Below are 23148 nucleotides of genomic sequence, written 5' to 3' on the forward strand. Positions count from 1 at the left end.
TTCAGCTATGTAAAACCAACTAGGTCATCGTAACGTATTCTTCAGCACTAGTAGGGTGAATGGCCACACAGGCATCAAAATCGGCTTTGGTTGCGCCCATCTTAATGGCTACAGCAAAGCCTTGTAGAATTTCATCCATACCGTGGCCTATGCCGTGAAGGCCAACTACTTTTTCATCTTCACCTGCACACACCAATTTCATTTTGGTCATTTGGCGGTGACGGGTTACCGCAGTGTACATAGACGCAAAGCTCGACGAGTACACTTTGATATTGTCTTCACCGTACTGTTCAACCGCTTCTGGTTCGGTTAACCCAATTGTGCCAATAGGCGGGTGGCTAAACACCACAGTAGGGATCATGGTGTAATCCATGTGCGCGTCTTCTTGGCCGTTGAATAAACGTTCGCTTAGTAAGCGACCTGCTTTTACTGCTACAGGCGTTAATTCGGCTTCACCCGTAATATCACCCACAGCGTAGATGTTCTTAGCTGTAGTATTTTGATATTTGTCCACTTTCACCGTGCCGTTTTCAGAAAGCTCAACATCGGTATTTTCAATCGCTATCACATCGGTAGACGGTTCGCGGCCTATAGCCCAAATGAGGCAGTCTGCTTCAAGTACTTCACCGTTGGTAAGGTGAATTGAAAGGTTTTTACCTTCACCACGCTCTACTTTTTCAACGCTGGTGTGGTTGTGCAATGTGCAGCCTTCAGCGTGGATCATATCAACCAAGGTTTCATGAATAATTGGGTCGAAGTGGCGAAGCGGTGCTTGTTTACGCACGACTAAGTGAGTTTCTGTTCCTAAGCTATGCAGTACGCCCGCAAGCTCAACGCCAATGTAACCTGCACCTATTACAACCGCTTTTTTAGGTTGCTCTTTAAGTGCAAAGAAGCCATCCGAATTTATACCGTGCTGGGCACCTGGAATATCGGGTATAACAGGACGTCCACCGGTTGCAATTGTTATGTGGTCGGCTGTATAGGTTTCGCCATCGACTTCAACAGTATTGTTATCAACAAACTTCGCGAAGCCACGAATAAGAGTAACGTCGTTAGCGGTTAACGAGCGGTCGTATGAAGCATGAATACGTTCAATATAGGCTTGGCGGCTGGCTACTAAGCTATCCCAACTGAAATGGTTCAGCGACACATCAAAACCGTACTCTGGTGCATAGCGATGGATAGCTTCGGCAACTTGTGCGCCGTACCACATGGCTTTTTTAGGCACACAGCCTACGTTAACGCATGTGCCGCCAATATCTTTAGCTTCAATAATGGCTGCTTTTTTACCATGCTTGGCGGCACGGTTTGCAGACGCAATGCCGCCACTACCGCCGCCTATGCAGATATAATCAAAATGTTTCATGTTAACCGCCTTATTATCCGTTAGGCCTAGAGTTGTCATTTATTGTGACACGAAATTGAAGGAATACACACTGTATACGCGTTTAAGAGACCGAGGCGTAAGGTAGAAGATTTCATTATCGTAGGCATCAGTGACAAAAAAAACAAAGAAGCACTAATTGCCTTAGTGCTTCTTTATTCCAGTTTTATGGGTACTACCATAGATGCACTAAAGATCATGCATCTTGAGGTGTAGCAGCTTCCTCGCCTTCATCTAACGGTGTCTCGGGCTCAATCAAGATACTGAATTCGCGGCGACGCTCTTGTTCAAATTGCGTTAGCTTTTGGATAGTGGCATCAGTGAAAACATGCCCTTCGGGCAGTATAAGAATATGGCTGTCATTGTATAAATTTTTGGCTAACACCATGCCCGCTTTTAGCTGCGAGGCTTTCATGGTGTTGTAAATGTATTTTGACGTGTTCACATCATCATCTGCCAACAAAAATGACAGAATTTCGCCGTCGTACCGTGTGTTGGTATGCTTTTTCATTTCGGCTTTTGCATCCCGCGGTGTCATTTCTTCACCACTCATTCGACCGGTGACTAAACGCCAGTAATCTCTTGCGATTGATACGATGCGAGCGCCAATGGGTATCTCTTTTGCCACTACATTACGGGGGCCTGCACCATTGTAATGCTCGAATTGGAATTCAATCATGTCTGATACTGGCTGTAACTCTGTTGCAGGTGCCAGCATAAGCGCTGCTTGTTTGGTTTGATCTAAGTAGTTCTGTTGTTGCTGGTACTTTAGTTTCGAAAACGGGGCTAGAAAATCGTCTGTATTTAGCCCTAGTAAACCAAGTTCACAAATGAGCCCAGCATAGCGCACCCGTTTAACGTCTTCAGGGCTCAGTTGAAGGTATTTTGCTAACTTAGTGGCAAGCTCGCTCACTTCAATGGCAAACTTACCGTCTATATTGGGGTTAATACTAATAACGTTAAACAGCACTTGTTCCATTGCAAGATTATGCTTTTCAATCTTATTCAACGCGGCTTTAATTTGGCGAGTACGCTTATGCACCATTTGTTCAAGTGACGTATTCACTTCTTTTAACTTGCGATTTTGTAGTCGGGTCAATTTCTGCAGGCGGGCATTTTCGTTTTTTAACTTTACTCGTTCTAACCCATCTTCAATGGCAGATATAAGCTCTTTGTTGTCCCACGGCTTTTGTAAATAACGATGAATCTTTCCTTCGTTAACCGCTTTAATAGTCGATTCTATATCGGCATAGCCGGTTAGCACTAACCGATAACTTTCAGGGTACAACTCTGCAACTTGTTGAAGTAATTCAGCACCAGACATCTGTGGCATTTTCATATCGGAAATGATCACGTGAACATCATTTTCTTTCATGATTTCTAACGCTTTTGCGCCACTGTCAGCCAGCAATAAATTGACTTTTAAAGAAAATAGCGCCCGCTTAATGGCGCGAAGAATATTGGGTTCATCGTCAACAAATAAAACAGTGTACACATCAGTGTTTTGGTCAGTGGTATCATTCATAGTGAATCGTCCTGAAAAGAATCTTCGGCGTTGTCGTCTAACGGGTTATATATTGGTAGGCTAAGCGTGAAACAGCTTCCTTCTCCATCTTTACTTGAAGCATGAAGAGTGCCGCCGTGCTCTTGAGCAATGCCGAAAGAAATAGAAAGCCCAAGTCCGGTGCCTTGCCCTTCTGGTTTGGTAGTGAAGAAGGGATTAAATAATTTATCTAGATGGCTCGACTCAATACCGCAGCCAGTGTCTTGTACGCTTAGTTCAACGTTACCATCTACTTCTCGCGTAGTAATGGTAATGGCGCCCTGTATGCCAGTGCTTTCGATGGCTTGCCCAGCATTAATAAGAAGGTTGGTCACCACTTGTGAAATTTTACCCATGTTCATCATAATATGGGGAATCGACCCTAAATGTGTTTCTACACTGCATATATATTTTAGCTGGTTGTTCACCATCGCTAGGGTGGTGCGAACACAATCGTTTAGGTTGTAAGATTGCATTTCATCACTGTCTACACGTGAGAAAAGCTTTAGCCCTTTAACTATTTCGGCAACCCGAACTAAACCGTCTTTCGAATCGGTGATGAGTTCAGAGATATCGCTATTGATAAATTCCATATCTTGCTGCTGTATAATGTTACGCAACTGTTTTATCGCTTCATCTTGTTGGGTGGCGGTATCTTTTGAAAGCACATCGTTAAGCTGTTGGAATATCATTTGGTAGGTTGATACATATTCGCTGAGGGTATGCATATTGCTATTCACAAACCCTATCGGGTTATTGATTTCGTGTGCTACCCCTGCGGCCAATTGGCCAACTGATGCCATCTTCTCTGCTTGTAACAATTGAACCTGTGCTTCTTTTAAGTCTTTATTTGCTTCTTCAAGCTGGAAATTTTTCTGATTTAACAACGAGGTACGTTGCTTTACTTTCACTTCCAATAAGCTATTAAGTTCTTTAAGTTCATCTTCAACGCGCTCGCGATGAATGTTCTCGTCTTTTAAAAGCTCAACCAATTGGTTAAATGCTTCTGCCAGCTCACTGAGTTCATCTTTGCCGCGCACTTTGACAGAGATATTCTGGTAATTTTTATCTTTAACCGCTGCCCCTAAATGCCTAGCGCCTGCGCGCAATTGTTTTAACTGCGACATTAAGTACGACCCAAGTAAGAATGAGCATAATGCAATAAGGGCGAGTTCTATGGCGGCGAGGGTTAGTGTCCAGGTACGTACCCGTTTTACTGACCGATTAATAGAATCAACATCAAGGCCTATTTCTACTCTGCCAAATAAGGTCTCGCCAACTGTAATATCAGCAGCGGTATCGTATATACCGTCTTCGGCACTCATTACATCTCTATCTTGCTTAAAGGGGTGATTAAGAGCCTCTGGCTCACCTTTTTCTACATACACGTTGTTGTTGTTATCGAGAACCCGAACATAGCTAATATTGGGGTTTGAAAGCATTTCTGTTGCATCTGCCTCTAGCGAAGCGAGGTCATAACTCAAAAAGGCATTTTTCGCGGTAGAGACAAACAAGGTTGTGGTGGTTTGGGCAGACGTCTCAACACTGGTGTCGACTAAGTCATTTAATAGTTTAAATACGGTTGTGATAAGAATTAAAAACAAAATGGCAGCAATAAGCGCCACCCCAACAATAGTTTTGGTTCGTAGCGATAGCGTGAGCAACGCATCTCTTTTCACAATTGCGGCCTTGCTAAGGAAGTGATGCCAAGGGATCGTACGTCGTCCCAGTCTTCATCTACTGACGACATAAAACCTTTAAAGCCGATGTTCTTCAATAGTTGTTTATTGTCTTCGTCCTTCGACAGGGTAAGCAACGCTTTCAATAGGGCTTCTCTTTGCGCATCGGTAATTCGAGGGTGGGTGGCTATTGCATGGGGGGTATACCCATCACTTTCCCATAAAATACGAAGAGCACTTCGTGTATTGTCATCAATACCACTAAAGGTTCTTATTATGCCGCCACCGGCGTTAAAAAAACCTCGTTGTACATTCAGGTACACTGAATCATGAGAATGCACATAGCGCGGCGTAAAAAGAATGTCCTGCTGTTTCAAATATGCACTGGGGATGATAGTGGCAGCGAATGCGGCAGGAGAAGGAAAGGCAATGTCTTCACCATCAAGATCGCCAAGTGACATAATATCGCTGTTTGCATTCACAACAATTATGCCTTTAATGCGCTTGTCTAATTGGCGAGCCAGTGCGCGGTAGCCAACTGAGTCATGAAATACCACAAAGTGGTAAGGGTTCATGTAGGCAATGTCGTATTCTCCCTCGGCCAGTCTTTGTTCGAAGGTAGGAATATCTTTCGCCGTTTTAAACACCACATTAATGTCGGCATGTTCAGAGATATAGTTGATAAGCGGTTGCCAGGTTTCAGCAAGCTTTTTCGCTGACTGTTGTGGCACTATTCCAAGGGTTAACGTATTGCATGCACCATAAGAGGCGAACAACGTGAGTGCTAAAAAAGCAAAAATACGACGTGCAGCTTGAAACATTGATTTTTTCACCATGATTCACCCCAAACTCACTCATTTAAAAAACGCATTTAAAACGATTCAATTAAAAAGGCCAAAGCCAAAAACTGGTCAAGTTTACTTACTATGAACTTACTCAAGCATGAACTTCTCAATGGTTTCGATAAGTTCGCCATTGGCAAATGGTTTTGAAAGTGCAGCATTTGCGCCTAATTCGATAGCTCGATCAAGACTGATATCGTCAAGTGCTGAAATGACTAAAATTTTTAAATTTTTATACTTAGGTTGTTCTCTAACAAACTGGATAACGCTATAACCATCCATGCCAGGCATACTTAAATCGAGGGTCATTAACTTGGAGTTATACTGGCTCAACATAATGCCGGCTTGAAACCCACCCGTAGCAATATAACTTTCATAACCACCTCGCCGTGCCACCCGTTGAATTGATTTTGCCACCGACATCTCATCATCAACGATAAGAATGGAAGGTGATATCTCACTTTGGAGGTCGTCGGGAATAGGGATGTTGTGATGCTCAAGAAAGGATACAAAGTCCGAGACTAACACGCGATTATTGCCACGACCTGGCAGCTTAAACCCTTTGAGTTTGCCGCTTTCTATCCACCGGATCACGGTGCGAAGGTTTACATCGCAGTAAGTTGCGATTTCACCTGATGTTAATGTCTTCATTGCTCAATTCCTAATGCCAACTTGTAACGTTATAGCACTGAATAGGATTGTTCACAATTTAGACAAAAGTAGTGAATGTGACATTTGTGACACTCTTTTTTAGGGTTTTTAGCTGCTGAATGAGTAAGTTACTTAACTTTTAATGAAGCGCTTAAAAAGAAAGAATTATTCAAAATTTGATCTGCACGCTTACCGTTTACAGTAATCCTAGTATAGAACCCAAAAATATCACTGTTGCCTTGCGCAATTACAGCGCTTGTTTTTATTGCAAACAACCCCAACATAACTTGCTATACGAATTGAAAAGAGTAGACAGATTATGACGACCCCAGCAATTGAATTGGTAGATGGTTTGCCTTTATTTTCATCTATTAAGCCCGCGCAGATAAAGCCAGCCATCGAGAAAGCGATAGCAAAATGTAAGCTTGAAATTGATGAGGTGGTTGCATCTAAAGATTACTCTTATGCGAACTTAGTATTGCGCTTAGAAGAAGTAGACGACAACTTAAGTAAGATGTGGTCACCGGTTTCTCACATGAATTCAGTGGTGAGTAGCGACGAGTTGCGAGAAGCCCATGATGCCTGTCTACCTTTGCTATCAGAATATGGCACCTGGGTAGGGCAGCACGAAGGCTTGTACAATGCTTACGTGGCGATAAAAGACTCAAACGAATACGCCGACCTTGATGAACAGCGTCAAAAAGTGATTGATAATGCTATTCGCGATTTCACCTTAAGTGGGGTGGCACTGCCTAGCGAGGAAAAGAAACGCTATGCAAATATTCAAGCGAAGTTAAGCGAACTGTCATCCACATTTTCAAATAATGTCATGGACGCCACCATGGGGTGGAGCAAGCATGTCACTGACGAAGCTACCTTATCTGGCATGCCTGAATCAGCCCGCGATGCAGCAGCACAAGCCGCGCATCAAAAAGACTTACAAGGCTGGTTGTTTACATTAGATATTCCTTCTTACCTACCCGTTATGCTTTATGCAGACAATGCGGAGTTACGTGAAGAAATGTATCGCGCTTATGCGACTAAGGCGTCAGACCAAGGCCCTAATGCGGGTAAGTGGGATAACACTGAAATCATCCAACAAACACTGGCCCTTCGCAGTGAAATTGCGCAATTGCTCGGTTTTGGTAGCTATTCTGAACGCTCTCTTGCTACCAAGATGGCAGAATCGACCGATCAAGTTACCGGTTTTTTACGTGACTTAGCTGCTAAATCGAAGCCACAGGCTGAAAAAGAGCTAGAAGAAGTGCGCGCGTATGCGAAAGACACCCACGGGGTAACAGAGCTTAACGCGTGGGACCTACCTTATTACAGCGAGAAGCTGAAACAAGAAAAGTACACCATTTCAGATGAAATGCTGCGTCCGTACTTCCCAGAAGACAAAGTGTTGTCGGGCTTGTTTGAAGTAGTACATAGGTTATACGGCCTTAAAATTATCGAGCAGCCAGGCATTGATACGTGGCATAAAGATGTGCGCTATTTCACTATTACTGATAGTGCAGATGCCCTTCGTGGCAGCTTTTACTTAGACTTGTACGCCCGCGCTAAAAAACGAGGTGGTGCGTGGATGGATGAGTGCCGTGTTCGCCGTGAGAAATTAGACGGTGAATTGCAGCTGCCTGTCGCGTATCTAACTTGTAATTTTAATGCCCCAGTAGGAGATAAGCCTGCCTTATTCACGCACGATGAAGTGGTTACCCTTTTCCATGAATTCGGACACGGTATACACCACATGCTAACCAAAATGTCGGTGGCGGGTGTATCTGGAATTAATGGTGTGCCATGGGATGCCGTAGAACTGCCAAGTCAGTTTTTAGAAAACTGGTGCTGGGAAGAAGACGCGCTTAACTTTATTTCGGGTCACTTTGAGACGGGTGAGCCCTTACCGGCCGATTTACTCGATAGAATGTTAGCTGCCAGAGATTACCAAGCTGCTATGCAAATGGTGCGTCAGTTGGAATTCAGCTTGTTTGATTTCTTACTGCATAGTGAGTCTGGCGACAGTGTTGATGTGCAAGCTATTCTTAACAGCGTGCGCGCTGAAGTAGCGGTTAATACACCTCCAGCATTCAACCGTTTTCAGCATAGCTTTGGGCATATATTTGCAGGTGGTTATGCAGCAGGGTATTACAGCTACAAATGGGCAGAAGTGTTATCTGCTGATGCTTACAGTAAATTTGAAGAAGACGGTATTTTTAACCAAGAGACGGGTAAAGCGTTTTTGGAAAATATACTTGAGATGGGTGGAAGCCGTGCGCCTATGGATTTATTCGTTGCCTTTAGAGGCAGGGAGCCAAATGTAGATGCCTTACTACGCCATAGCGGCATTCGTGGCTAATTAGTATTAGGTAGTATTAGGATAGATAACCATGGGAATAGAATCTTTCTCCACCATTTATCAGCGGGCATGTAAGCGAAAAGGTGGTGAAAAGGCGCTTGAAAGCATGCTTTCGGCGCCACTTTCCTCCGAACACGTTGCCAAAATACCTGATGATCGGTTTTTGGCAGCCATGACGAAACAAGTATTTCAGTCTGGCTTTGTGTGGCGGGTTATTGAAAAAAAATGGCCCGAATTCGAAACCGTGTTTTTTGAATTTAAAATCGAAAAAGTGCTGCTCATGCCTGATGAAATGCTAGAGCAAAAAGCCTCGGATAAACGTATCGTGCGTAATTACAAAAAAGTAATGACCGTTCGCGACAATGCCATGTTCATTAAAGATATTGCCCGTGAACACGGCAGCTTCGGTCAGTTTGTGGCTAAATTCGATGCCAGTAATATTACCGATTTGTGGACTACCATGAAAAAACGCGGCGCTCGCCTTGGGGGTAACACGGGCCCTTACATGCTGCGGGCGTTAGGCGTAGATACCTTCTTGTTTTCACGAGATGTTGAGGACTACCTGAGAAAGAACGATATTATCGATGGTGGCCTGACTAGCAAGAAAAGCTTAACCGCTGCGAATGCGGCGTTTGCCCAGTGGCATCAAGAAAGTGGCCGCTCGTTACAAGAAATAAGCGTTATTATTGCGTTCAGTTGGGGCACAAACCAGTATTTTGCGTAAGGTAAATACTGTTGCTGGGCGCGACAATCCGATACACTTCAGCCTTTACTATGAATCACTAATGCAGGAATGCCATGAGCGACAACCATAACAACACATCGCCCACTGAGGCATCGGATGCACCTACTACTCATTTTGGCTTTAAGCAGGTAGAAAAAAACCAAAAAGCGTCGTTAGTAGCCAATGTATTCGATTCTGTTGCCGCTAAATATGATGTCATGAACGATTTAATGTCGATGGGTGTGCACCGTTTATGGAAGCGCTTTGCCATTGACTGTTCAGGGGTACGTGCAGGGCAAAAAGTGCTTGATATCGCTGGTGGTACTGGCGATTTAACCGCAAAATTTTCTCGTCTTGTTGGCCCCACGGGCAACGTAACCTTGGCCGACATTAACTTGTCGATGCTAAAAGTTGGCCGCGATAAACTAAGAGATCGCGGATTAGTCAGCAACATCGATTACGTTCAAGCAGATGCCGAGGCGTTACCTTTCCCTGATAACCACTTCGACGTAGTGACCATGGCTTTTGGCCTTAGAAACGTAACCGAAAAGCAAAATGCACTTAATTCAATTTACCGTGTATTAAAACCAGGCGGTCGACTGTTGGTGTTGGAATTCTCGAAGCCCACGTCAGAGCAATTAAGCAAGCTTTACGATACTTATTCGTTCCATATATTGCCAAAAATGGGGCAGCTAGTGGCCAACGATGCTGAGAGCTATCAATACTTGGCGGAAAGTATTCGTATGCATCCTGATCAAGAGACCTTGAAAGGTATGTTCGAAACCGCGGGGTTTGACCAGTGTGACTACCAAAATTTAACCGGTGGGATCGTGGCACTGCATCGAGGCTATAAGTTTTAATGCCAACGTCAGCATTGGTAAGTGCCGTTATTGAAACGGCAGCGAATAAAATTTTAGCGTTAGATCCAGACAGCGGTGCCAGAATGGCTTCGCTGAAAGGCGCGCGGCTTATTGCCTATGTAGACCCGTTGGCCTTTGCCATCGTGCTTGTATTTTCTGATCAGGTAGATGTGCTAACCCTTCATGAGTCGTTCCAAGACACAGTAGCAACGCTTAACACTAAAGACTGCTGTATTAAAACATCCCTAGATACTCTGCCTGAATTAAAGCATACCAATCAGTTAACCCGCCTTATTCAACAAAATAAATTACAGGTTGAGGGCGAACTTGCTGTGGCTCAACAAGTTAGCGGTCTATTTCAGCAGCTAGATATTGATGTAGAAGAGCTTTTGGCAGCGAAGACCAACGATGTGGTTGCCCATCAAACGATGAGTTGGCTTAGTGCTCTTAAGCGCAAGGCCACGGGTGCCCTGTCGGAGTTTAATAAAGTCGCTAGCAATGCTTTGATCGAAGAAAAGCAAATAGCAGCGCCCAAATTAGCGGTATTACATTTTAGTGATGAAGTGAACGCACTACGTGATGATGTAGCGCGACTAGATGCCCGCTTACTTCAGCTAGAACAAAAATCAATTTAAGAGACAAGCATGCGCATTGTTAGGTTGTACAAGATAAATAAGGTGTTGTTAGAGCATGGGTTAGACGATCTTATCCCTGCTAAATGGCTACCATGGTACGCACGCCTTATGCGTCACAGCATCTTTTGGATTCGAAACAAACATAAAGACAAACTTGCCGGTGAGCGTATTACGCTTGCGCTGCAAAGCCTTGGCCCTGTTTTTATCAAGTTCGGCCAAATGCTCTCGACACGCCGAGACTTGCTTCACCCTACTATTGCTAATGAACTTGCTCGCTTGCAAGACAAAGTGCCTCCGTTTTCGTCAGAAGCGGCACAAGAGATTATTAAAACCTCCCTTGGTTTAACGCATTTATCAGAGTTGTTTAGTGAGTTCGATGAAGTGCCATTGGCATCCGCCTCTATTGCGCAAGTGCATGCTGCAAAACTAAAAGCGAATAATGAAGATGTGGTGGTTAAAGTACTGCGCCCAGATATTCGTGAAACTATTGTGGCTGACATGGAGCTGCTATTTAGTTTGGCCTCGGTACTGCAAAAATGGCTGCCAGATGGCAAGCGTCTTCGCCCTGTTGAAGTGGTGGTGGAATACCGCAAAACCATTGTAGATGAACTCGATCTTCTGCGTGAATCGGCAAGTGGTATTCAATTGGGCAGAAATTTTGAAGGTTCAGATTCACTATACATACCTAAAATATACAGCGATTATTGTCACAGCAATGTGATGGTGATGGAGCGCATATACGGGCTACCTATTTCAAATATTGATGCTTTGCTTGCACAAAACACCAATATGAAAAAGCTGGCCGAGCGAGGCGTTGAGGTTTTCTTTACCCAAGTGTTCCGCGACAGCTTCTTTCATGCTGATATGCACCCAGGTAATATCTTTGTTTCTACCGAGCACCCAGAAAACCCTAAATACATCGCTATTGATTTTGGCATTGTGGGCACCTTGAACCGAGAAGATAAACGTTATTTGGCTGAAAACTTCATTGCGTTTTTTAACCGCGATTATCGCAAGGTAGCACAGCTTCATGCTGATTCTGGTTGGGTGCCAAACGACACCAATATTGATGAGTTTGAAATGGCGATACGCACGGTTTGTGAGCCTATTTTTCAAAAGCCTCTTGCTGAAATCTCGTTCGGTAATGTGCTACTACAGTTATTTAATACAGCCCGCCGGTTTAATATGGTGGTGCAGCCACAATTAGTTCTGCTTCAAAAAACGCTGCTTTATGTTGAAGGGTTGGGTCGTCAACTTTATCCACAATTAGATTTGTGGAAAACCGCAAAGCCCTTTTTAGAAAATTGGATGCGCGAGCAAATTGGCGTAAAAGCTATGCTAGGAAAGGTAAAAGCAAACCTGCCGTTTTGGTCTGAAAAGCTACCAGAAATGCCAGATTTACTTTACGACAGCTTACAGCAAGTTAAGCGGCTTCCTTTGCAACAACAACGCGCACAAGTTGCTTTATTAGAGCAGCAGAAAAAAAGCGCACAATCCATTCAATGGGGTGTAACGGGCGCTACCTTTATTTTATTGTCTGCTATTTTACCCATGTACGAAATGAATTGGTGCTTTCCAGCGCTTTCAGCTGGTGCAGGATTGCTCTGTTGGGTATTGGCATGGCGTAAGAACCGTTAGGTACTGTTACGCTGGGGTGAAATTTTTATGAAATGCATTATTTAGTGAATAAATTGTATATTAATCAGTTCGAAGAGTGTTATAGTTGCTTTGGCTTTAAGCCAAATGTCTTTGAATAGACGAGATATGAAATTATTTGCTATATGTAAAACCGCTCAAGTTACCTTGTGATTTGTAGTAAGTTGTTGCCCATTCGTAAGTAAGACCAACTCCGCCTATTAAAGACACTCGCTATACGCGCTTATTGCGCAATTTAATATGATATTTGAGGTCTATACGACATGTCTAAAGTTACAGGCACCGTTAAGTGGTTTAACGCTGATAAAGGTTATGGTTTTCTAACTCAAGATAACGGCGGTAAGGACGTATTCGTTCATTTCCGTGCTATCGTTTCTGACGGTTACAAAACTCTTCCAGAAGGTCAGCGCGTGGAATTTGAAGTAGAAGAAGGTCAAAAAGGTCTTCAAGCTGCTAACGTGCACGCCATCTAAGAAATTCAAAAACGGCGGTCTGAAAAGACCGCCGTTTTTCTTTCTTTTATAAACACTACATTCGTTAATATAGTTGGTTTTCCCGCTATTAAGTGCTTTACTGTTTTAGTATTAAACTTAATGAAAGGATTTGCTAATGTTAAGGATGAATAGTGTTTTTTTCGCTTTTGTTCTACTTTCCACTTTTATATCTTCTTCATCGTTCGCGCAATCATCCAGTAAAATACAAAATACTTCCCAAGACACCCAAAGTGCCAGCAGCGCCGTTAGCAAACAAGCCATTAGTAACCAAAGCAATGCTATTGCCATGCTTTTCGGTGAACCAATTACCCTAGCTGACATTACTCCCGACCAAGACACAATGTCGAAAATTCGAAAGCAAGCGCCCGATAACGTCACGCAGCTTATTACTCAGATGCGAGCTATCAATCTGGCGAACCAAATTATAGAAGCAGTGCTTAGCGACTATGCGAGTACACACGATATCGAGGTGGACTTGGCCCTAGTGGAAGCTTTTAAGCAAAAATTTGGATCAGAATATGAAAAGAACAACCAGAAAGTAGCCGCTAAGAACGATGCTCTGCAAAACGATAATGAGTTGGAGGAAAGTGCTAGTAATGAAGATATTACGAGTATTGACGAGATTGCATCAACGCAAGTAGAGCGTTGGCAAATAGAAAAACACCTGTATAAAACCTATGGTGGGGCAGTGATTTTCGAGCAGTCGAACCCTTCAATGCCGGTAGAAGCCTACTTAGCTCTGATGAAAGAATACGCGAACGAAGGTAAGTTCAAGGTGTTAGATGAAGCCTTAGCTGAACGCTTTTGGGAGGCTTTCGAACCACCATACGAATTCGTAATCGCGCCTGAAGACGTGAACTTTAACCAACCTTGGTGGCGTTAATGCATAAGTGGCAACCTTTGTAGGTTGCCAATAGCCACATCGTTATTCGACTCTCTTTAACGTTAGACGACACTATTTGACGTTAGGCGGCATTAATTGGCAAATAGCGGGGTAGAAAAGTAACGCTCGGCGCCATCGGCAAGAATGATAACGATGTTCTTGCCCTTATTAGAAGATTGTTGGGCTAATTGAGCGGCAGCAAAGAGTGCGGCTCCCGAAGAAATCCCTACCGCTAAGCCTTCTACTCTCGCAACCTGCTGGGCGTAAGCTATGGCTTCGTTGTCTTCTACCGTAATTATCTGATTTATTTGGCTAACATCAAGCACGTCAGGAACATGGCCTGAACTCAGTCCCTGAATATTGTGCACGCCACCATGCCCTTTGCTTAACACCGGACAACTTGCTGGTTCAACCGCCACTATTTCTAAATGAGGAATGTGGGCTCGCATGCTTGTGGCTAAGCCCGTAAGCGTGCCGCCAGTGCCTACACCGGCAACCACGATATCGACATTACCACTAGTATCGCGCAGTATTTCTTGGGCGGTAGATTTAGCATGCGCATCAGGGTTAGCTTGGTTTGAAAATTGAGACAGGCCTACAGCATTTGGATTCTGCTCGATAAGTGCCGCCGCTTGCTCGATTGCCCCTTTTGTTCCAAGCTCTTTTGGCGTAGTGACTACCTGCGCGCCATAGTGGCGTATCAGCTTTTGGCGCTCTACTGACATATGTTCTGGTATGCACACTGTCAGTTTAATACCGTAAATAGCGCAGAGCCAAGCACAGGCCACACCGTTGTTTCCTGACGACGCTTCAATTATTTCAGTTTTCTCATTAAAAGCAGAGCTCGCCATTAGCGCGTTAAGCATAGCCATTGCCGGCCTGTCTTTTATTGAACCTGCAGGATTGAAAAATTCCACCTTGGCTAACAGTGTCGCCTCCACATGTTGGCTTGCCGCAAATTTACTCAAGCGTATTAGTGGTGTGTTTCCTATGGTTTGCGTTATATCGTCAACGACCCCAGGCATGGTATTTATCGCGTAATCAAGCATTTCAAAAATCTCTACAAGTCAGTCTTATTCAATAGTGACAGCTAGAAAAAGAGAAATTTACTCATTACTCCCTATTTGATAGGTTAGGTGTAGTTAATAATTCTATTTATGTGGTTTAAAGTGAAAAATATTGCTCTTGATGGTGTCGATAAGGCTATATTGTTGCTTCTTCAGCAAGACGCCAATGTGCCGGTTGCAGATATTGCGGAGAAAGTGGGCCTAACGGCTACGCCGTGTTGGCGACGTATACAGCGCCTAGAAGCGCAAGGCGTCATTTCCCGTCGCGTAGCATTATTGCAGGCGCATAAATTAGGCTTGGCAATGACGGTGTTTGTGCAAATCAAAGCCGCTCGTCACGATGGGAAGTGGTTAACAGACTTTGCTAAGCACGCATCATCGTTTGAAGAAGTGGTTGAATTTTATCGTATGTCTGGAGAATACGATTACTTGCTTAAAGTTGTGGTAACCGATATGGCTGCTTTCGACCATTTCTATAAAAGACTCGTAAATGGCATTGATCTAAACGATGTCACCTCTAGTTTTGCCATGGAACAACTGAAATACACAACGGCGCTTCCACTTACTCATCTTTAACAAAAACCAAATAGATCGCTAATTATTTAAGGCGTGCGAAAGTAAAAAGGACGAGCTCGGGTCTAGGTTACTTATGGGTTACTAAAAACACTAATATAAGTATTTTATTGGATTATGCTTCAAAGTGTCTACAGTAATACTTTACGTTAACTTTTTCTCCCGAAGGCAGTAAGCAATGTTAAACACTATAAAAGTAAGAATTTTAACGGGTTATGCAGGAATATTACTCGCAACCTTGATTGCTGCCGTGGTACTAACATTGAACAACAAACAGGTGACGCACCAGGTCGACACCTTCGTGAGTGAAACCTTACCCGCCTTAAGTACCCTTGATAGTGTGCAAAGTAATAGTAAGCAACTTGTTTTAATTGGCTACTCACTTTATGGCACCACGTTATCGGGTAATGCTTTTGAAGAACAAAAACAAGTATTGGTGCAAAACGTAGATGCTGGATTTAACGCACTAGGCTACATGGCTGGTGATACCCTTAAATCCCAGTTCAATTCGCTGGTCTCAAGTATGGATTCACTTCAAGCTACTATGTCTGCATCGCGGGTAGACTGGGATCGTGCCCGTGATGATTTGCAGTTATTGAATGAACTAGCCTCCGTTTTTGATAACGCGTTAATTGAAGTAAGAAATCAGGTGGCAAGCAAAGCGGGTGAGCGTTCGCAGGCAATAGGAAGTCAGTTACAAACCAGCCAATTCACTATTTATCTGCTAGTGGTCATTCTAGCTGCTGTTGCCATGGCAGGTTTCTATAGTGCTAAAAAACAAATTGCGCAGCCTATAGAAGGCATGGCTGAGAAGCTAGATAGTTTAGCGAAAAGTAGAAATTTAGTGGCGCGTCTTCCAGAACAACGCACCCATGAGCTTTGCAGAATGACCAACAGTATTCATGGTTTGGTATCTGTGTTCCAGGCTGGCATGAAAGAAGTGAAAGGAGCGGTATCTGGGATAGAGGGGGCAGTAAACTCTTTATCTTCGTCGACAGAGCAATCAAGCGCGTCGGTTGCCACTTTGCTTACCGATATTACTGACCTAGTGAATATCATGGACTCGTTAGAATCAGATATGGTTGAAAGCCTTCAGCGCTCACAAACAGCGGCAAACGCTGCGCAAGATAGCGCAAAACAGGTAGACGCAGGGCGTGTGCAAGTGAAGGAGACCGCAGTAGCCATTTCCGACTTAGCCAATGATATTGAACAAACGGCAAGTATGTTAGAAACCCTTCAGGTCGAAGGAAATAATGTTTCAAGTGCAGTTAAAACTATTGCAGAAATTGCCGATCAGACAAACTTATTGGCATTGAACGCAGCGATTGAAGCGGCGAGGGCTGGCGATTCTGGGAGAGGTTTCGCGGTAGTCGCTGACGAGGTAAGAACCCTAGCAGTAAGAACACAACAGTCCACGGTTGAAATTAATACTATGCTAGAAAATATTGTAGCGTCAATTACGTCTGCAGTATCCACCATGAGCTCAAATCAAAATAAAGCACATGACTCTGTTGGTTTAGCTAATGATTTGGTATCAACGCTTGAAGCAGGAACGCAAAGTATTTTGGCGTTAGTGAGCGTTAGTGAAGAAGCAGCCGTATTGGCGAAACATTCACAGTCGCAGGCGATTGAGGCTAAAAATGGCGTTAATCAATTTAAAGGCTTGGGAGATAGATTGTCTCAGAACAATAGGCAAGTTAACGATGCCGCTGAAGATTTGTCTGCACTTGCGAATGGATTAAGTGCTAATGTAAACCAATTTAAAATCAGCTAATGCAAGAAGGGCCCTGTTAGGGGCCCTTCGTTACTAATGCTGTTGTTCTTCAGTTTGCTTGCTAGCAAAAATCTTGGATTTCTTTTGGATCTTACATCCTAAAATATTTTGAGCATTTTTCCGACCTATATAGTAAGCCACTGTATAGGGGTGAGCACGCCTGAAGAACCTTGAAAATGATTTAACTACATTGTTCATAATGGTACTCCTTTTAATTCTGCCCAAAGTAAGCATACGTATATTTAATAATTATGTCAACACTGTCACAAAAGAAACTTATAAGAAATTATCTTCATTTTTAGTGTAATTATTTGTTTACGATTGCGTGTGATCTAATTTAAAAGTAAAGGATCTAATGAATGAGTAATGAAATTGCTATGAAGTGAATTTGAGCGGGGCGAAAAAAAGGCTCCGTAACCAAGTGGTTAGGAGCCCATCATCTTTCTCAATGGTGAACTGGTGCTAGAAAGTGCTAAAAGATGCTATAAGAAGCTAATAGTAGCTAAGCTTTTCCGACTTACCTGAAAATATTTTGTATACCATCGCGGTGTAAGCAAGAATACAGGGCACTACAATAACCACACCCACTAATAAGAAGCGCAGTGAGTTGGCGTCGCTTAGTGCATCTTGCACCGTGAGGTGCCCTGGGATGACAAACGGATAGTAACTTACCCCGAAAGCCGTAAAGCAAAGTACAAATACGGTTAATGCTATAGCAAAAGGCATCCATTCACCTTTACCGCCCGCATCAGGTAGTTTTTTCAATAACACACCACACAAGCTGAGCAATAAAAAGCAGGCAACGGGAATAGCCATCAATACATAGCCAATCGTGGATGATAACCACAAATCACGCACATCATCATGCAAGGTCAAGTTTGCGAGGCTTACCGCCACTATACCTATTGAAAGGGCAAACAACCCTCTGCGCGCCCAGTAATAGGCTTTGGCTTGTAAATCGTTTTCAGCCTTTAATATTAGCCAGCACGAGCCAATAAAAGCATAAGCAGCCGTTACCCCAATCGCCGACAGTAAGGCAAACCCTTGTGCCCATAAGTCGGTACGTAGGCCGGTAACATAGATACCTAGCATGTAACCTTGTGCTAGCGTGGTAAGTAATGAACCGTACTTAAAGGTAAGATCCCACTTACGTTTATGTACTTGAACCACCTTTGCCCTAAAATCAAAAGAGACGCCACGCAAAATGAGCCCCAATAGCATGATGGTGGCTGGAATATATAGGCTTTGAAGTACCTCACTGTGTGCCTCGGGAAAGGCAATCAGCAAAAGTCCCACGGCCAATACTAACCAGGTTTCATTGGCATCCCAATAAGGCCCAATAGACGCAATCATATCATCACGAAACTTCTCTTCTCGGGGCGGTATTAAAACACCCACCCCTAAGTCGTAACCATCTAAAATAGCGTAGAGCAATACTGCCAGCCCAAGCAAGCCAACGTAGATATTCCCTAAGGTTTCTGCTGATACATTTTCAAATAACATAACTGCTCCTTACGTGTTGGCCGGCGACATTTTGCTGGCTTTGGCCATTTCACGCTCTTCTGTAGAAATCTCTTCAATTTCAACAGCGCGGCGACACATCAGCATTAGCGTTCCCATATAAGCGAACAGCAAAATAGTATAAATCGTGGCGTACATAGTGAACGAGAAAGCGATATTCGCAGGAGGTAGTGTTGTTACCGCTTCTTGTGTACGTAAAACACCACTAACAAGATAAGGCTGCCTGCCAATTTCAGTTACATACCAACCGGCTAAGGTTGCAATCCAGCCGCTGAATGCCATGCCAGCGAATACACGCTTAAGCCAAAGTGGGAAAGACTTTCCTCGTAATAGATAACTACTACCAAGCCACGATACCGCCAACATTAAAAAGCCCATGCCTACCATTACCCGAAACCCGAAGAACACAGGTGCTACTGGGGGATGTTCGCCTTCAAAGTCGTTCAGGCCTTGAATTTTGCCATCCATTTTATGAGTTAAAATGAGACTGGCGCCGTTGGGTACCGGTATTTCAAAGTGATTTTCTCTGCTTTCTTCATCCGGAATGGCAAAAAGCAGTAAGGGCGCGCCCTCGGTGGTATCCCACAAGCCTTCCATTGCGGCAACTTTCTGCGGTTGATGCTCAAGGGTATTTAATCCATGCATATCGCCTGCAAAAATCTGCAAAGGAATAAGTACTGCCGCGGTATAGGTGGCAGTTTTAAGAGCAAGCTTTGGCGCAAGTTTGTCATCGCCTTTCAGCATACGGTAGGCCGATAAGCCGGCTATTAAAAAGCTGGCCGTCAGGCCCGAGGCTAACATCATGTGCACAAAGCGGTAAGGAAACGAAGGATTAAAAATAATTTCGCTCCAATCTACGGCATATACAACGCCGTCGATAATTTCATGCCCTTGAGGCGTCTGCATCCAACTGTTAAGCGCCAAAATCCAAAAGGCTGACATGGTAGTGCCCACCGCCACAATCAATGTTGAAAGGGTGTGCAACCAGTTAGGTACCCGACGAATACCAAACAACATAATACCTAGGAACGTGGCTTCTAAGAAAAACGCAGTAAGGACTTCGTAACCTAGTAGTGGGCCCGCTACATTACCCACTCGCTCCATAAAGCCGGGCCAGTTAGTACCAAATTGGAAAGACATGGTTACGCCACTTACTACACCAAGTGCAAAGCTAAGTGCGAATACGCGCACCCAAAAGCGGTACATACGCATCCATACTGGGTGACCGGTTACATTTGAGCGAAACTTGAAGTAAAAAAGGAACCATCCCATTGCCATGGTGATAGTTGGAAACAGGATATGAAAGCTAATATTTAATGCAAATTGTAAACGAGACAGCAAAAACGCATCCACAGATAGTCTCCTTAGTTAACGGAATTTTTTCCCGGTAGAATTTTGTCTTTCAGTTCTAACATACGGCCAACACCCGAGCCGAGTTTCATCAAGGTGTTAAGTTTATCTGGCCCCAAATTCTGAAGCTCCTGTGACCACGCAGTAACCGACTCTAATAAGTCGTGAATTTCATTCAGCTTATCTTGAGCGTTTGCTTCAGTTTTGTTGGCGGGAGTGTCTAGTAATAAATCCCGCAATAAACTCATGGTAGGATCTATTTCGCGCTTGCGGCGCTCTTCAAATACGCGGTTGGCAAGCGTCCAAATATCTCCGCCAGCTATAAAGAACTCTTTTCGTTCACCAGGAACAAGGTGTTGTTTTACCAAGCGCCACGACTGTAGCTCCTTCAACCCCATGCTGGTGTTGCCGCGAGATATATTGAGCGCGTCGGCAATTTCTTGTGCTGAAATGGGCTCATCAGCAAGTACAATAAGCGCCAAAATTTGGCCCACAGTGCGATTAAAGCCCCAACGACTGCCCATTTCACCGAAGTGCATAACCGCAGAAGTAATAAGTGGTGTCATTTTCATATCTATACCTGCTGAACTTTCAGAAATTACTGAAAGTTTATGCCGAAGTTTGATTGAGATCAACAAGTATCAGATGAAAATTATGTTAGGAGGAGCACGAAAACGCTTAAATGAGCAGTTGGATCTTATTTACATAATATGAAGCTCATTGGTCTTTATCGGATTAATGACTTACCGCGAAAGATGCAACGCAAACTAACTGGCAACACTATTCTAGCAATCGTAAAATTAAGAATGAATTCAGTCTAAACTTTACGTTTCGATAAGTTGTTAAGTGTAAAATATAGATGCTATAAATAACCTAGAGTTAAATAGGAAATGCGATGTTGAGGCTTATGGCTCTTCCTCGCTAAAAATTAGGGATAAATTTTGAAGGTATTTTCTGCGTTATTATGCGTGTCATTGATAATGGTAAGCGCTTCCTCTTTTGGCAGCAGCAAAAAAGTTAAAGCCGCCAAATTAATAAAAAATGCTAATACAATGGAGGATGCCTTCACTTCTCGCGGTGGTATGGAAGGTTGGACAAGAGTTTCATTCATAATAGATACAGACGGAACAACGAAAGATATCGTTGTTTTTGATTATTCAGGTAAAGACAGGTATGTGAAAAAAAGCACTAAACTAGTTCAAAACCTACAATATTCCCCCGCATTAATTAATGAAAAACCGGTAACCAGTGCTCAAACCTTGTTTGTTAAACACACTTACTCACAGGCTGGTCATAGCGAAGGTAGTGTCACGCCTGCCTTTGCAAAAGAATACCAAGCTATAATAGACGCACTTACTAGCCCTTCCGCGAATATGACCAGCATAAAAGCATCCATAGACGAATTGGTAGAAGATCATACTAAGAATTTAAATGAGCATGCTTTAGCTGCGTGGTTAAAATCTATCTATTATTATAAGAATGAAGATTTTTTAGAATATATGCGCCAATCTCAAATTACGGTAGATTTATACGAATACCTACCTGTCGCAATATTGGCTAAATCTACGGTGAACCTTTTTCAGTCACAGCTTTACTACGGTAATTTCAATGGTGCCTCTGAAACCCTTGCGCGTATGGGAAGTGTTGATGGCCTCAATTTATCTCAACAAACCCATCAACAATTTGCCGACGCGCTTAAGGCTTCTAAGGCGACTGAATCATCAAATGTTACTAAAGGTCAGCTCAGTAGTTTAGGCGCGTGGTCTCAAGCTTATGAGTTCTCAACATTCAAAGTTGACGTTTCTCAAGGGAGTGTTGATTCAGTGGAACTTAGATGTAACGACTATCAACAAAAATATGTAGAAGGTTGGGAGAACCAAATAGATTTTCCGGCGCAAACTTCTAATTGTATTTTGTTAATCAGAGGGGATGCGGGCGCAACATTTGATATTCTTGAAATTACGAGTTGAATAATCACGAAAGCGAGCGCTGATACGCACATCGATTGATTACAATGCCGCTCTTCTCAAGTGCGAGTACAAGGCGCTGTCAAAGCGGCTAATGAAAGCGGCTAATGAGAGCGGCTAATGAGAGCGGCTAAATAGAGCAGCGAAAGAGCTACCAACGTCTAATCATGGTTTTATAAACATCAGGGTCGAGTAGGCTTTCTCGCTGGCTTTTTACGCCATTAAGCATAGCCATTGCATCAGCTTTAGACTCATACGTGATGCCATCAATGACGTAAACACTGTTATCGCCAGGTAATGCTTTATCTAATGGGTAGGCAATAGGTGTATCTGCTGCCACAAGGCTCACGCTAGTTTCACCAATATAGTCAGCGATACCATCGTTATTTATATCTTTGGAAAGCCACGGTAGCCCTAGAATTCTATTGTAACTGCCGTCCTGCTGCATAACTTGAATCGTTTGTTCAAACGCGTCAATAGTGGCCTTAGCATTCGGTGTATTGTCGCCAAGCGCCAATGAAAAACCTGCGTTCATTAATGCTGCTGAAGACACGTGTAAAAGTTCTTCGCCGTCTTTTTCAAGCAGCAAGTTAAATTCTTCAATAAGTAATCGGGTAGTAATTAAATACGGGGCTCTATCGTCGGCTAGCTGCTTAAAAGCGTCGAATGTACTGGGGTTGCGAGACCATTTCACTTCTTTTAGTAAACGAAATTCTGGAGTATTCGCAAAACGGTTTTCTATTGCCACGCGACTGTCTTTTAAATGCGGTATTAGCATTATTTCTTCAACATCATATTTTTTGCCAGTGGCATATAGGTATATGGGCAAATAGGGGGCAGATAGGGTAATGGCGTTTTTTCTTTCGCCTAAGTCTATATACGCGAACTCGCCATCCACCTTACCAGAGCGAACCGCGCTACCTAAGAAGGCGTCGCGCATAACTTGAAGCTCTAGGTCGGTTTGCATTCGCGAGAACGCCGCTTCAACGATAGACGTCAGTCTTGAAGGTTCGCCCTCATCGCTTACGTAAGTTTCAAATGGTGCTGCGGCAAGTGTGACACTATTTGCCTTTAACGGCGCCACAACAATGATAAAACTTAATAAAGCGATGACTCTCACCAACACGGGCGACATCTCCTAAACAACGTTATTATTATCTATTGGCGCTATTACTCTTTAGCAAGT

The 23148-nt window shown here is 43.5% G+C and carries 21 protein-coding genes; 10 read left to right on the forward strand and 11 right to left on the reverse strand.

From position 1 onward, the window contains the following. Positions 1 to 19: 19 nt before the first annotated feature. The 5 genes from gorA to J8L84_RS18275 form a co-directional block, all read right to left on the reverse strand. Positions 20 to 1369 (reverse strand): glutathione-disulfide reductase, encoded by a 1350-nt coding sequence (gene gorA / locus J8L84_RS18255; protein ID WP_211071940.1) that lies wholly within the window; start codon positions 1367 to 1369, stop codon positions 20 to 22. A 214-nt stretch (positions 1370 to 1583) separates the two neighbouring features. Further along, a complete protein-coding gene (locus J8L84_RS18260; RefSeq protein ID WP_211071941.1) occupies positions 1584 to 2912 on the reverse strand; it encodes a response regulator in 1329 nt (442 codons plus the stop codon). After that, positions 2909 to 4609: an ATP-binding protein gene (locus J8L84_RS18265; protein ID WP_211071942.1), complete on the reverse strand. Its 1701-nt coding sequence runs from the start codon at positions 4607 to 4609 to the stop codon at positions 2909 to 2911. Before J8L84_RS18265 ends, J8L84_RS18260 begins: the two co-directional genes overlap by 4 nt. Continuing rightward, positions 4606 to 5445, reverse strand: coding sequence for a phosphate/phosphite/phosphonate ABC transporter substrate-binding protein (locus J8L84_RS18270; RefSeq protein WP_247670873.1), 840 nt, complete (start codon positions 5443 to 5445; stop codon positions 4606 to 4608). Before J8L84_RS18270 ends, J8L84_RS18265 begins: the two co-directional genes overlap by 4 nt. A 96-nt stretch (positions 5446 to 5541) precedes the next feature. Next, positions 5542 to 6102, reverse strand: coding sequence for a response regulator (locus J8L84_RS18275; protein ID WP_211071943.1), 561 nt, complete (start codon positions 6100 to 6102; stop codon positions 5542 to 5544). A 319-nt stretch (positions 6103 to 6421) separates the two neighbouring features. On the opposite strand from J8L84_RS18275, the gene prlC reads away from it, so the two are divergent. From prlC to J8L84_RS18310, 7 genes are all read left to right on the forward strand, one after another. After that, positions 6422 to 8458: an oligopeptidase A gene (gene prlC, locus J8L84_RS18280; protein ID WP_211071944.1), complete on the forward strand. Its 2037-nt coding sequence runs from the start codon at positions 6422 to 6424 to the stop codon at positions 8456 to 8458. A 31-nt stretch (positions 8459 to 8489) separates the two neighbouring features. Continuing rightward, positions 8490 to 9182 (forward strand): DNA-3-methyladenine glycosylase I, encoded by a 693-nt coding sequence (locus tag J8L84_RS18285; RefSeq protein WP_211071945.1) that lies wholly within the window; start codon positions 8490 to 8492, stop codon positions 9180 to 9182. Between the two features lie 74 nt (positions 9183 to 9256). Further along, positions 9257 to 10042, forward strand: a complete 786-nt coding sequence (gene ubiE, locus J8L84_RS18290) for a bifunctional demethylmenaquinone methyltransferase/2-methoxy-6-polyprenyl-1,4-benzoquinol methylase UbiE (protein ID WP_013786255.1) — start codon at positions 9257 to 9259, stop codon at positions 10040 to 10042. Beyond that, positions 10042 to 10677: an SCP2 sterol-binding domain-containing protein gene (locus J8L84_RS18295; protein WP_211071946.1), complete on the forward strand. Its 636-nt coding sequence runs from the start codon at positions 10042 to 10044 to the stop codon at positions 10675 to 10677. Before ubiE ends, J8L84_RS18295 begins: the two co-directional genes overlap by 1 nt. A 9-nt stretch (positions 10678 to 10686) precedes the next feature. Next, positions 10687 to 12315 carry a ubiquinone biosynthesis regulatory protein kinase UbiB gene (gene ubiB, locus J8L84_RS18300; protein WP_211071947.1) on the forward strand — a complete coding sequence of 543 codons (1629 nt, stop codon included), beginning with the start codon at positions 10687 to 10689 and terminating at the stop codon, positions 12313 to 12315. Positions 12316 to 12596: 281 nt separating this feature from the next. Further along, complete coding sequence (locus tag J8L84_RS18305; protein WP_013786252.1) at positions 12597 to 12806, forward strand: cold-shock protein; 210 nt, start codon at positions 12597 to 12599, stop codon at positions 12804 to 12806. A gap of 136 nt (positions 12807 to 12942) precedes the next feature. Next, complete coding sequence (locus J8L84_RS18310; RefSeq protein ID WP_211071948.1) at positions 12943 to 13710, forward strand: hypothetical protein; 768 nt, start codon at positions 12943 to 12945, stop codon at positions 13708 to 13710. Positions 13711 to 13802: 92 nt separating this feature from the next. Here J8L84_RS18310 and cysK read toward each other — a convergent pair whose 3' ends face one another. Further along, entirely contained in the window at positions 13803 to 14759 is a 957-nt protein-coding gene (gene cysK, locus J8L84_RS18315; RefSeq protein ID WP_211071949.1) for a cysteine synthase A, read from the reverse strand. A gap of 108 nt (positions 14760 to 14867) precedes the next feature. Between cysK and J8L84_RS18320 the strand changes: the two genes are divergently transcribed. Both J8L84_RS18320 and J8L84_RS18325 read left to right on the forward strand, forming a co-directional pair. Next, positions 14868 to 15353: an Lrp/AsnC family transcriptional regulator gene (locus tag J8L84_RS18320; protein ID WP_211071950.1), complete on the forward strand. Its 486-nt coding sequence runs from the start codon at positions 14868 to 14870 to the stop codon at positions 15351 to 15353. 175 nt (positions 15354 to 15528) lie between these two features. Next, the gene (locus J8L84_RS18325) at positions 15529 to 17124 is read left to right on the forward strand and encodes a methyl-accepting chemotaxis protein (protein WP_211071951.1); all 1596 of its coding nucleotides are present in this window, start codon (positions 15529 to 15531) and stop codon (positions 17122 to 17124) included. Between the two features lie 33 nt (positions 17125 to 17157). On the opposite strand, the gene J8L84_RS18330 is transcribed toward J8L84_RS18325, so the two are convergent. The 4 genes from J8L84_RS18330 to J8L84_RS18345 form a co-directional block, all read right to left on the reverse strand. Then, positions 17158 to 17322 (reverse strand): hypothetical protein, encoded by a 165-nt coding sequence (locus J8L84_RS18330; protein ID WP_167347530.1) that lies wholly within the window; start codon positions 17320 to 17322, stop codon positions 17158 to 17160. Between the two features lie 294 nt (positions 17323 to 17616). Beyond that, on the reverse strand, positions 17617 to 18627 hold the full coding sequence (locus J8L84_RS18335; protein ID WP_057795788.1) for a cytochrome d ubiquinol oxidase subunit II: 1011 nt from the start codon (positions 18625 to 18627) through the stop codon (positions 17617 to 17619). Positions 18628 to 18636: 9 nt separating this feature from the next. Further along, positions 18637 to 19998 (reverse strand): cytochrome ubiquinol oxidase subunit I, encoded by a 1362-nt coding sequence (locus J8L84_RS18340; RefSeq protein ID WP_211071952.1) that lies wholly within the window; start codon positions 19996 to 19998, stop codon positions 18637 to 18639. An 11-nt stretch (positions 19999 to 20009) separates the two neighbouring features. Next, on the reverse strand, positions 20010 to 20567 hold the full coding sequence (locus tag J8L84_RS18345) for a GbsR/MarR family transcriptional regulator (RefSeq protein ID WP_013786244.1): 558 nt from the start codon (positions 20565 to 20567) through the stop codon (positions 20010 to 20012). 369 nt (positions 20568 to 20936) lie between these two features. Here J8L84_RS18345 and J8L84_RS18350 point away from each other — a divergent pair, with 369 nt between their 5' ends. After that, positions 20937 to 21965, forward strand: a complete 1029-nt coding sequence (locus J8L84_RS18350) for an energy transducer TonB (RefSeq protein WP_211071953.1) — start codon at positions 20937 to 20939, stop codon at positions 21963 to 21965. Between the two features lie 148 nt (positions 21966 to 22113). On the opposite strand, the gene J8L84_RS18355 is transcribed toward J8L84_RS18350, so the two are convergent. Continuing rightward, positions 22114 to 23088: a transporter substrate-binding domain-containing protein gene (locus tag J8L84_RS18355; protein ID WP_211071954.1), complete on the reverse strand. Its 975-nt coding sequence runs from the start codon at positions 23086 to 23088 to the stop codon at positions 22114 to 22116. Between the last annotated feature and the right edge of the window lie 60 nt (positions 23089 to 23148).

Origin of the sequence: Alteromonas sp. MMG017 (assembly GCF_018100795.1) — a bacterium.
Classification (GTDB): Bacteria; Pseudomonadota; Gammaproteobacteria; order Enterobacterales; family Alteromonadaceae; genus Alteromonas.

Bases quoted from the DNA above. Each gene is read 5' to 3' on its own strand.
- gorA (WP_211071940.1), bottom strand. From the start codon at position 1,369: ATGAAACATTTTGATTATATCTGCATAGGCGGCGGTAGTGGCGGCATT.
- J8L84_RS18260 (WP_211071941.1), bottom strand. From the start codon at position 2,912: ATGAATGATACCACTGACCAAAACACTGATGTGTACACTGTTTTATTT.
- J8L84_RS18270 (WP_247670873.1), bottom strand. From the start codon at position 5,445: ATGGTGAAAAAATCAATGTTTCAAGCTGCACGTCGTATTTTTGCTTTT.
- J8L84_RS18275 (WP_211071943.1), bottom strand. From the start codon at position 6,102: ATGAAGACATTAACATCAGGTGAAATCGCAACTTACTGCGATGTAAAC.
- prlC (WP_211071944.1), top strand. From the start codon at position 6,422: ATGACGACCCCAGCAATTGAATTGGTAGATGGTTTGCCTTTATTTTCA.
- J8L84_RS18285 (WP_211071945.1), top strand. From the start codon at position 8,490: ATGGGAATAGAATCTTTCTCCACCATTTATCAGCGGGCATGTAAGCGA.
- ubiE (WP_013786255.1), top strand. From the start codon at position 9,257: ATGAGCGACAACCATAACAACACATCGCCCACTGAGGCATCGGATGCA.
- J8L84_RS18295 (WP_211071946.1), top strand. From the start codon at position 10,042: ATGCCAACGTCAGCATTGGTAAGTGCCGTTATTGAAACGGCAGCGAAT.
- ubiB (WP_211071947.1), top strand. From the start codon at position 10,687: ATGCGCATTGTTAGGTTGTACAAGATAAATAAGGTGTTGTTAGAGCAT.
- J8L84_RS18305 (WP_013786252.1), top strand. From the start codon at position 12,597: ATGTCTAAAGTTACAGGCACCGTTAAGTGGTTTAACGCTGATAAAGGT.
- J8L84_RS18310 (WP_211071948.1), top strand. From the start codon at position 12,943: ATGTTAAGGATGAATAGTGTTTTTTTCGCTTTTGTTCTACTTTCCACT.
- cysK (WP_211071949.1), bottom strand. From the start codon at position 14,759: ATGCTTGATTACGCGATAAATACCATGCCTGGGGTCGTTGACGATATA.
- J8L84_RS18320 (WP_211071950.1), top strand. From the start codon at position 14,868: ATGTGGTTTAAAGTGAAAAATATTGCTCTTGATGGTGTCGATAAGGCT.
- J8L84_RS18325 (WP_211071951.1), top strand. From the start codon at position 15,529: ATGTTAAACACTATAAAAGTAAGAATTTTAACGGGTTATGCAGGAATA.
- J8L84_RS18330 (WP_167347530.1), bottom strand. From the start codon at position 17,322: ATGAACAATGTAGTTAAATCATTTTCAAGGTTCTTCAGGCGTGCTCAC.
- J8L84_RS18335 (WP_057795788.1), bottom strand. From the start codon at position 18,627: ATGTTATTTGAAAATGTATCAGCAGAAACCTTAGGGAATATCTACGTT.
- J8L84_RS18345 (WP_013786244.1), bottom strand. From the start codon at position 20,567: ATGAAAATGACACCACTTATTACTTCTGCGGTTATGCACTTCGGTGAA.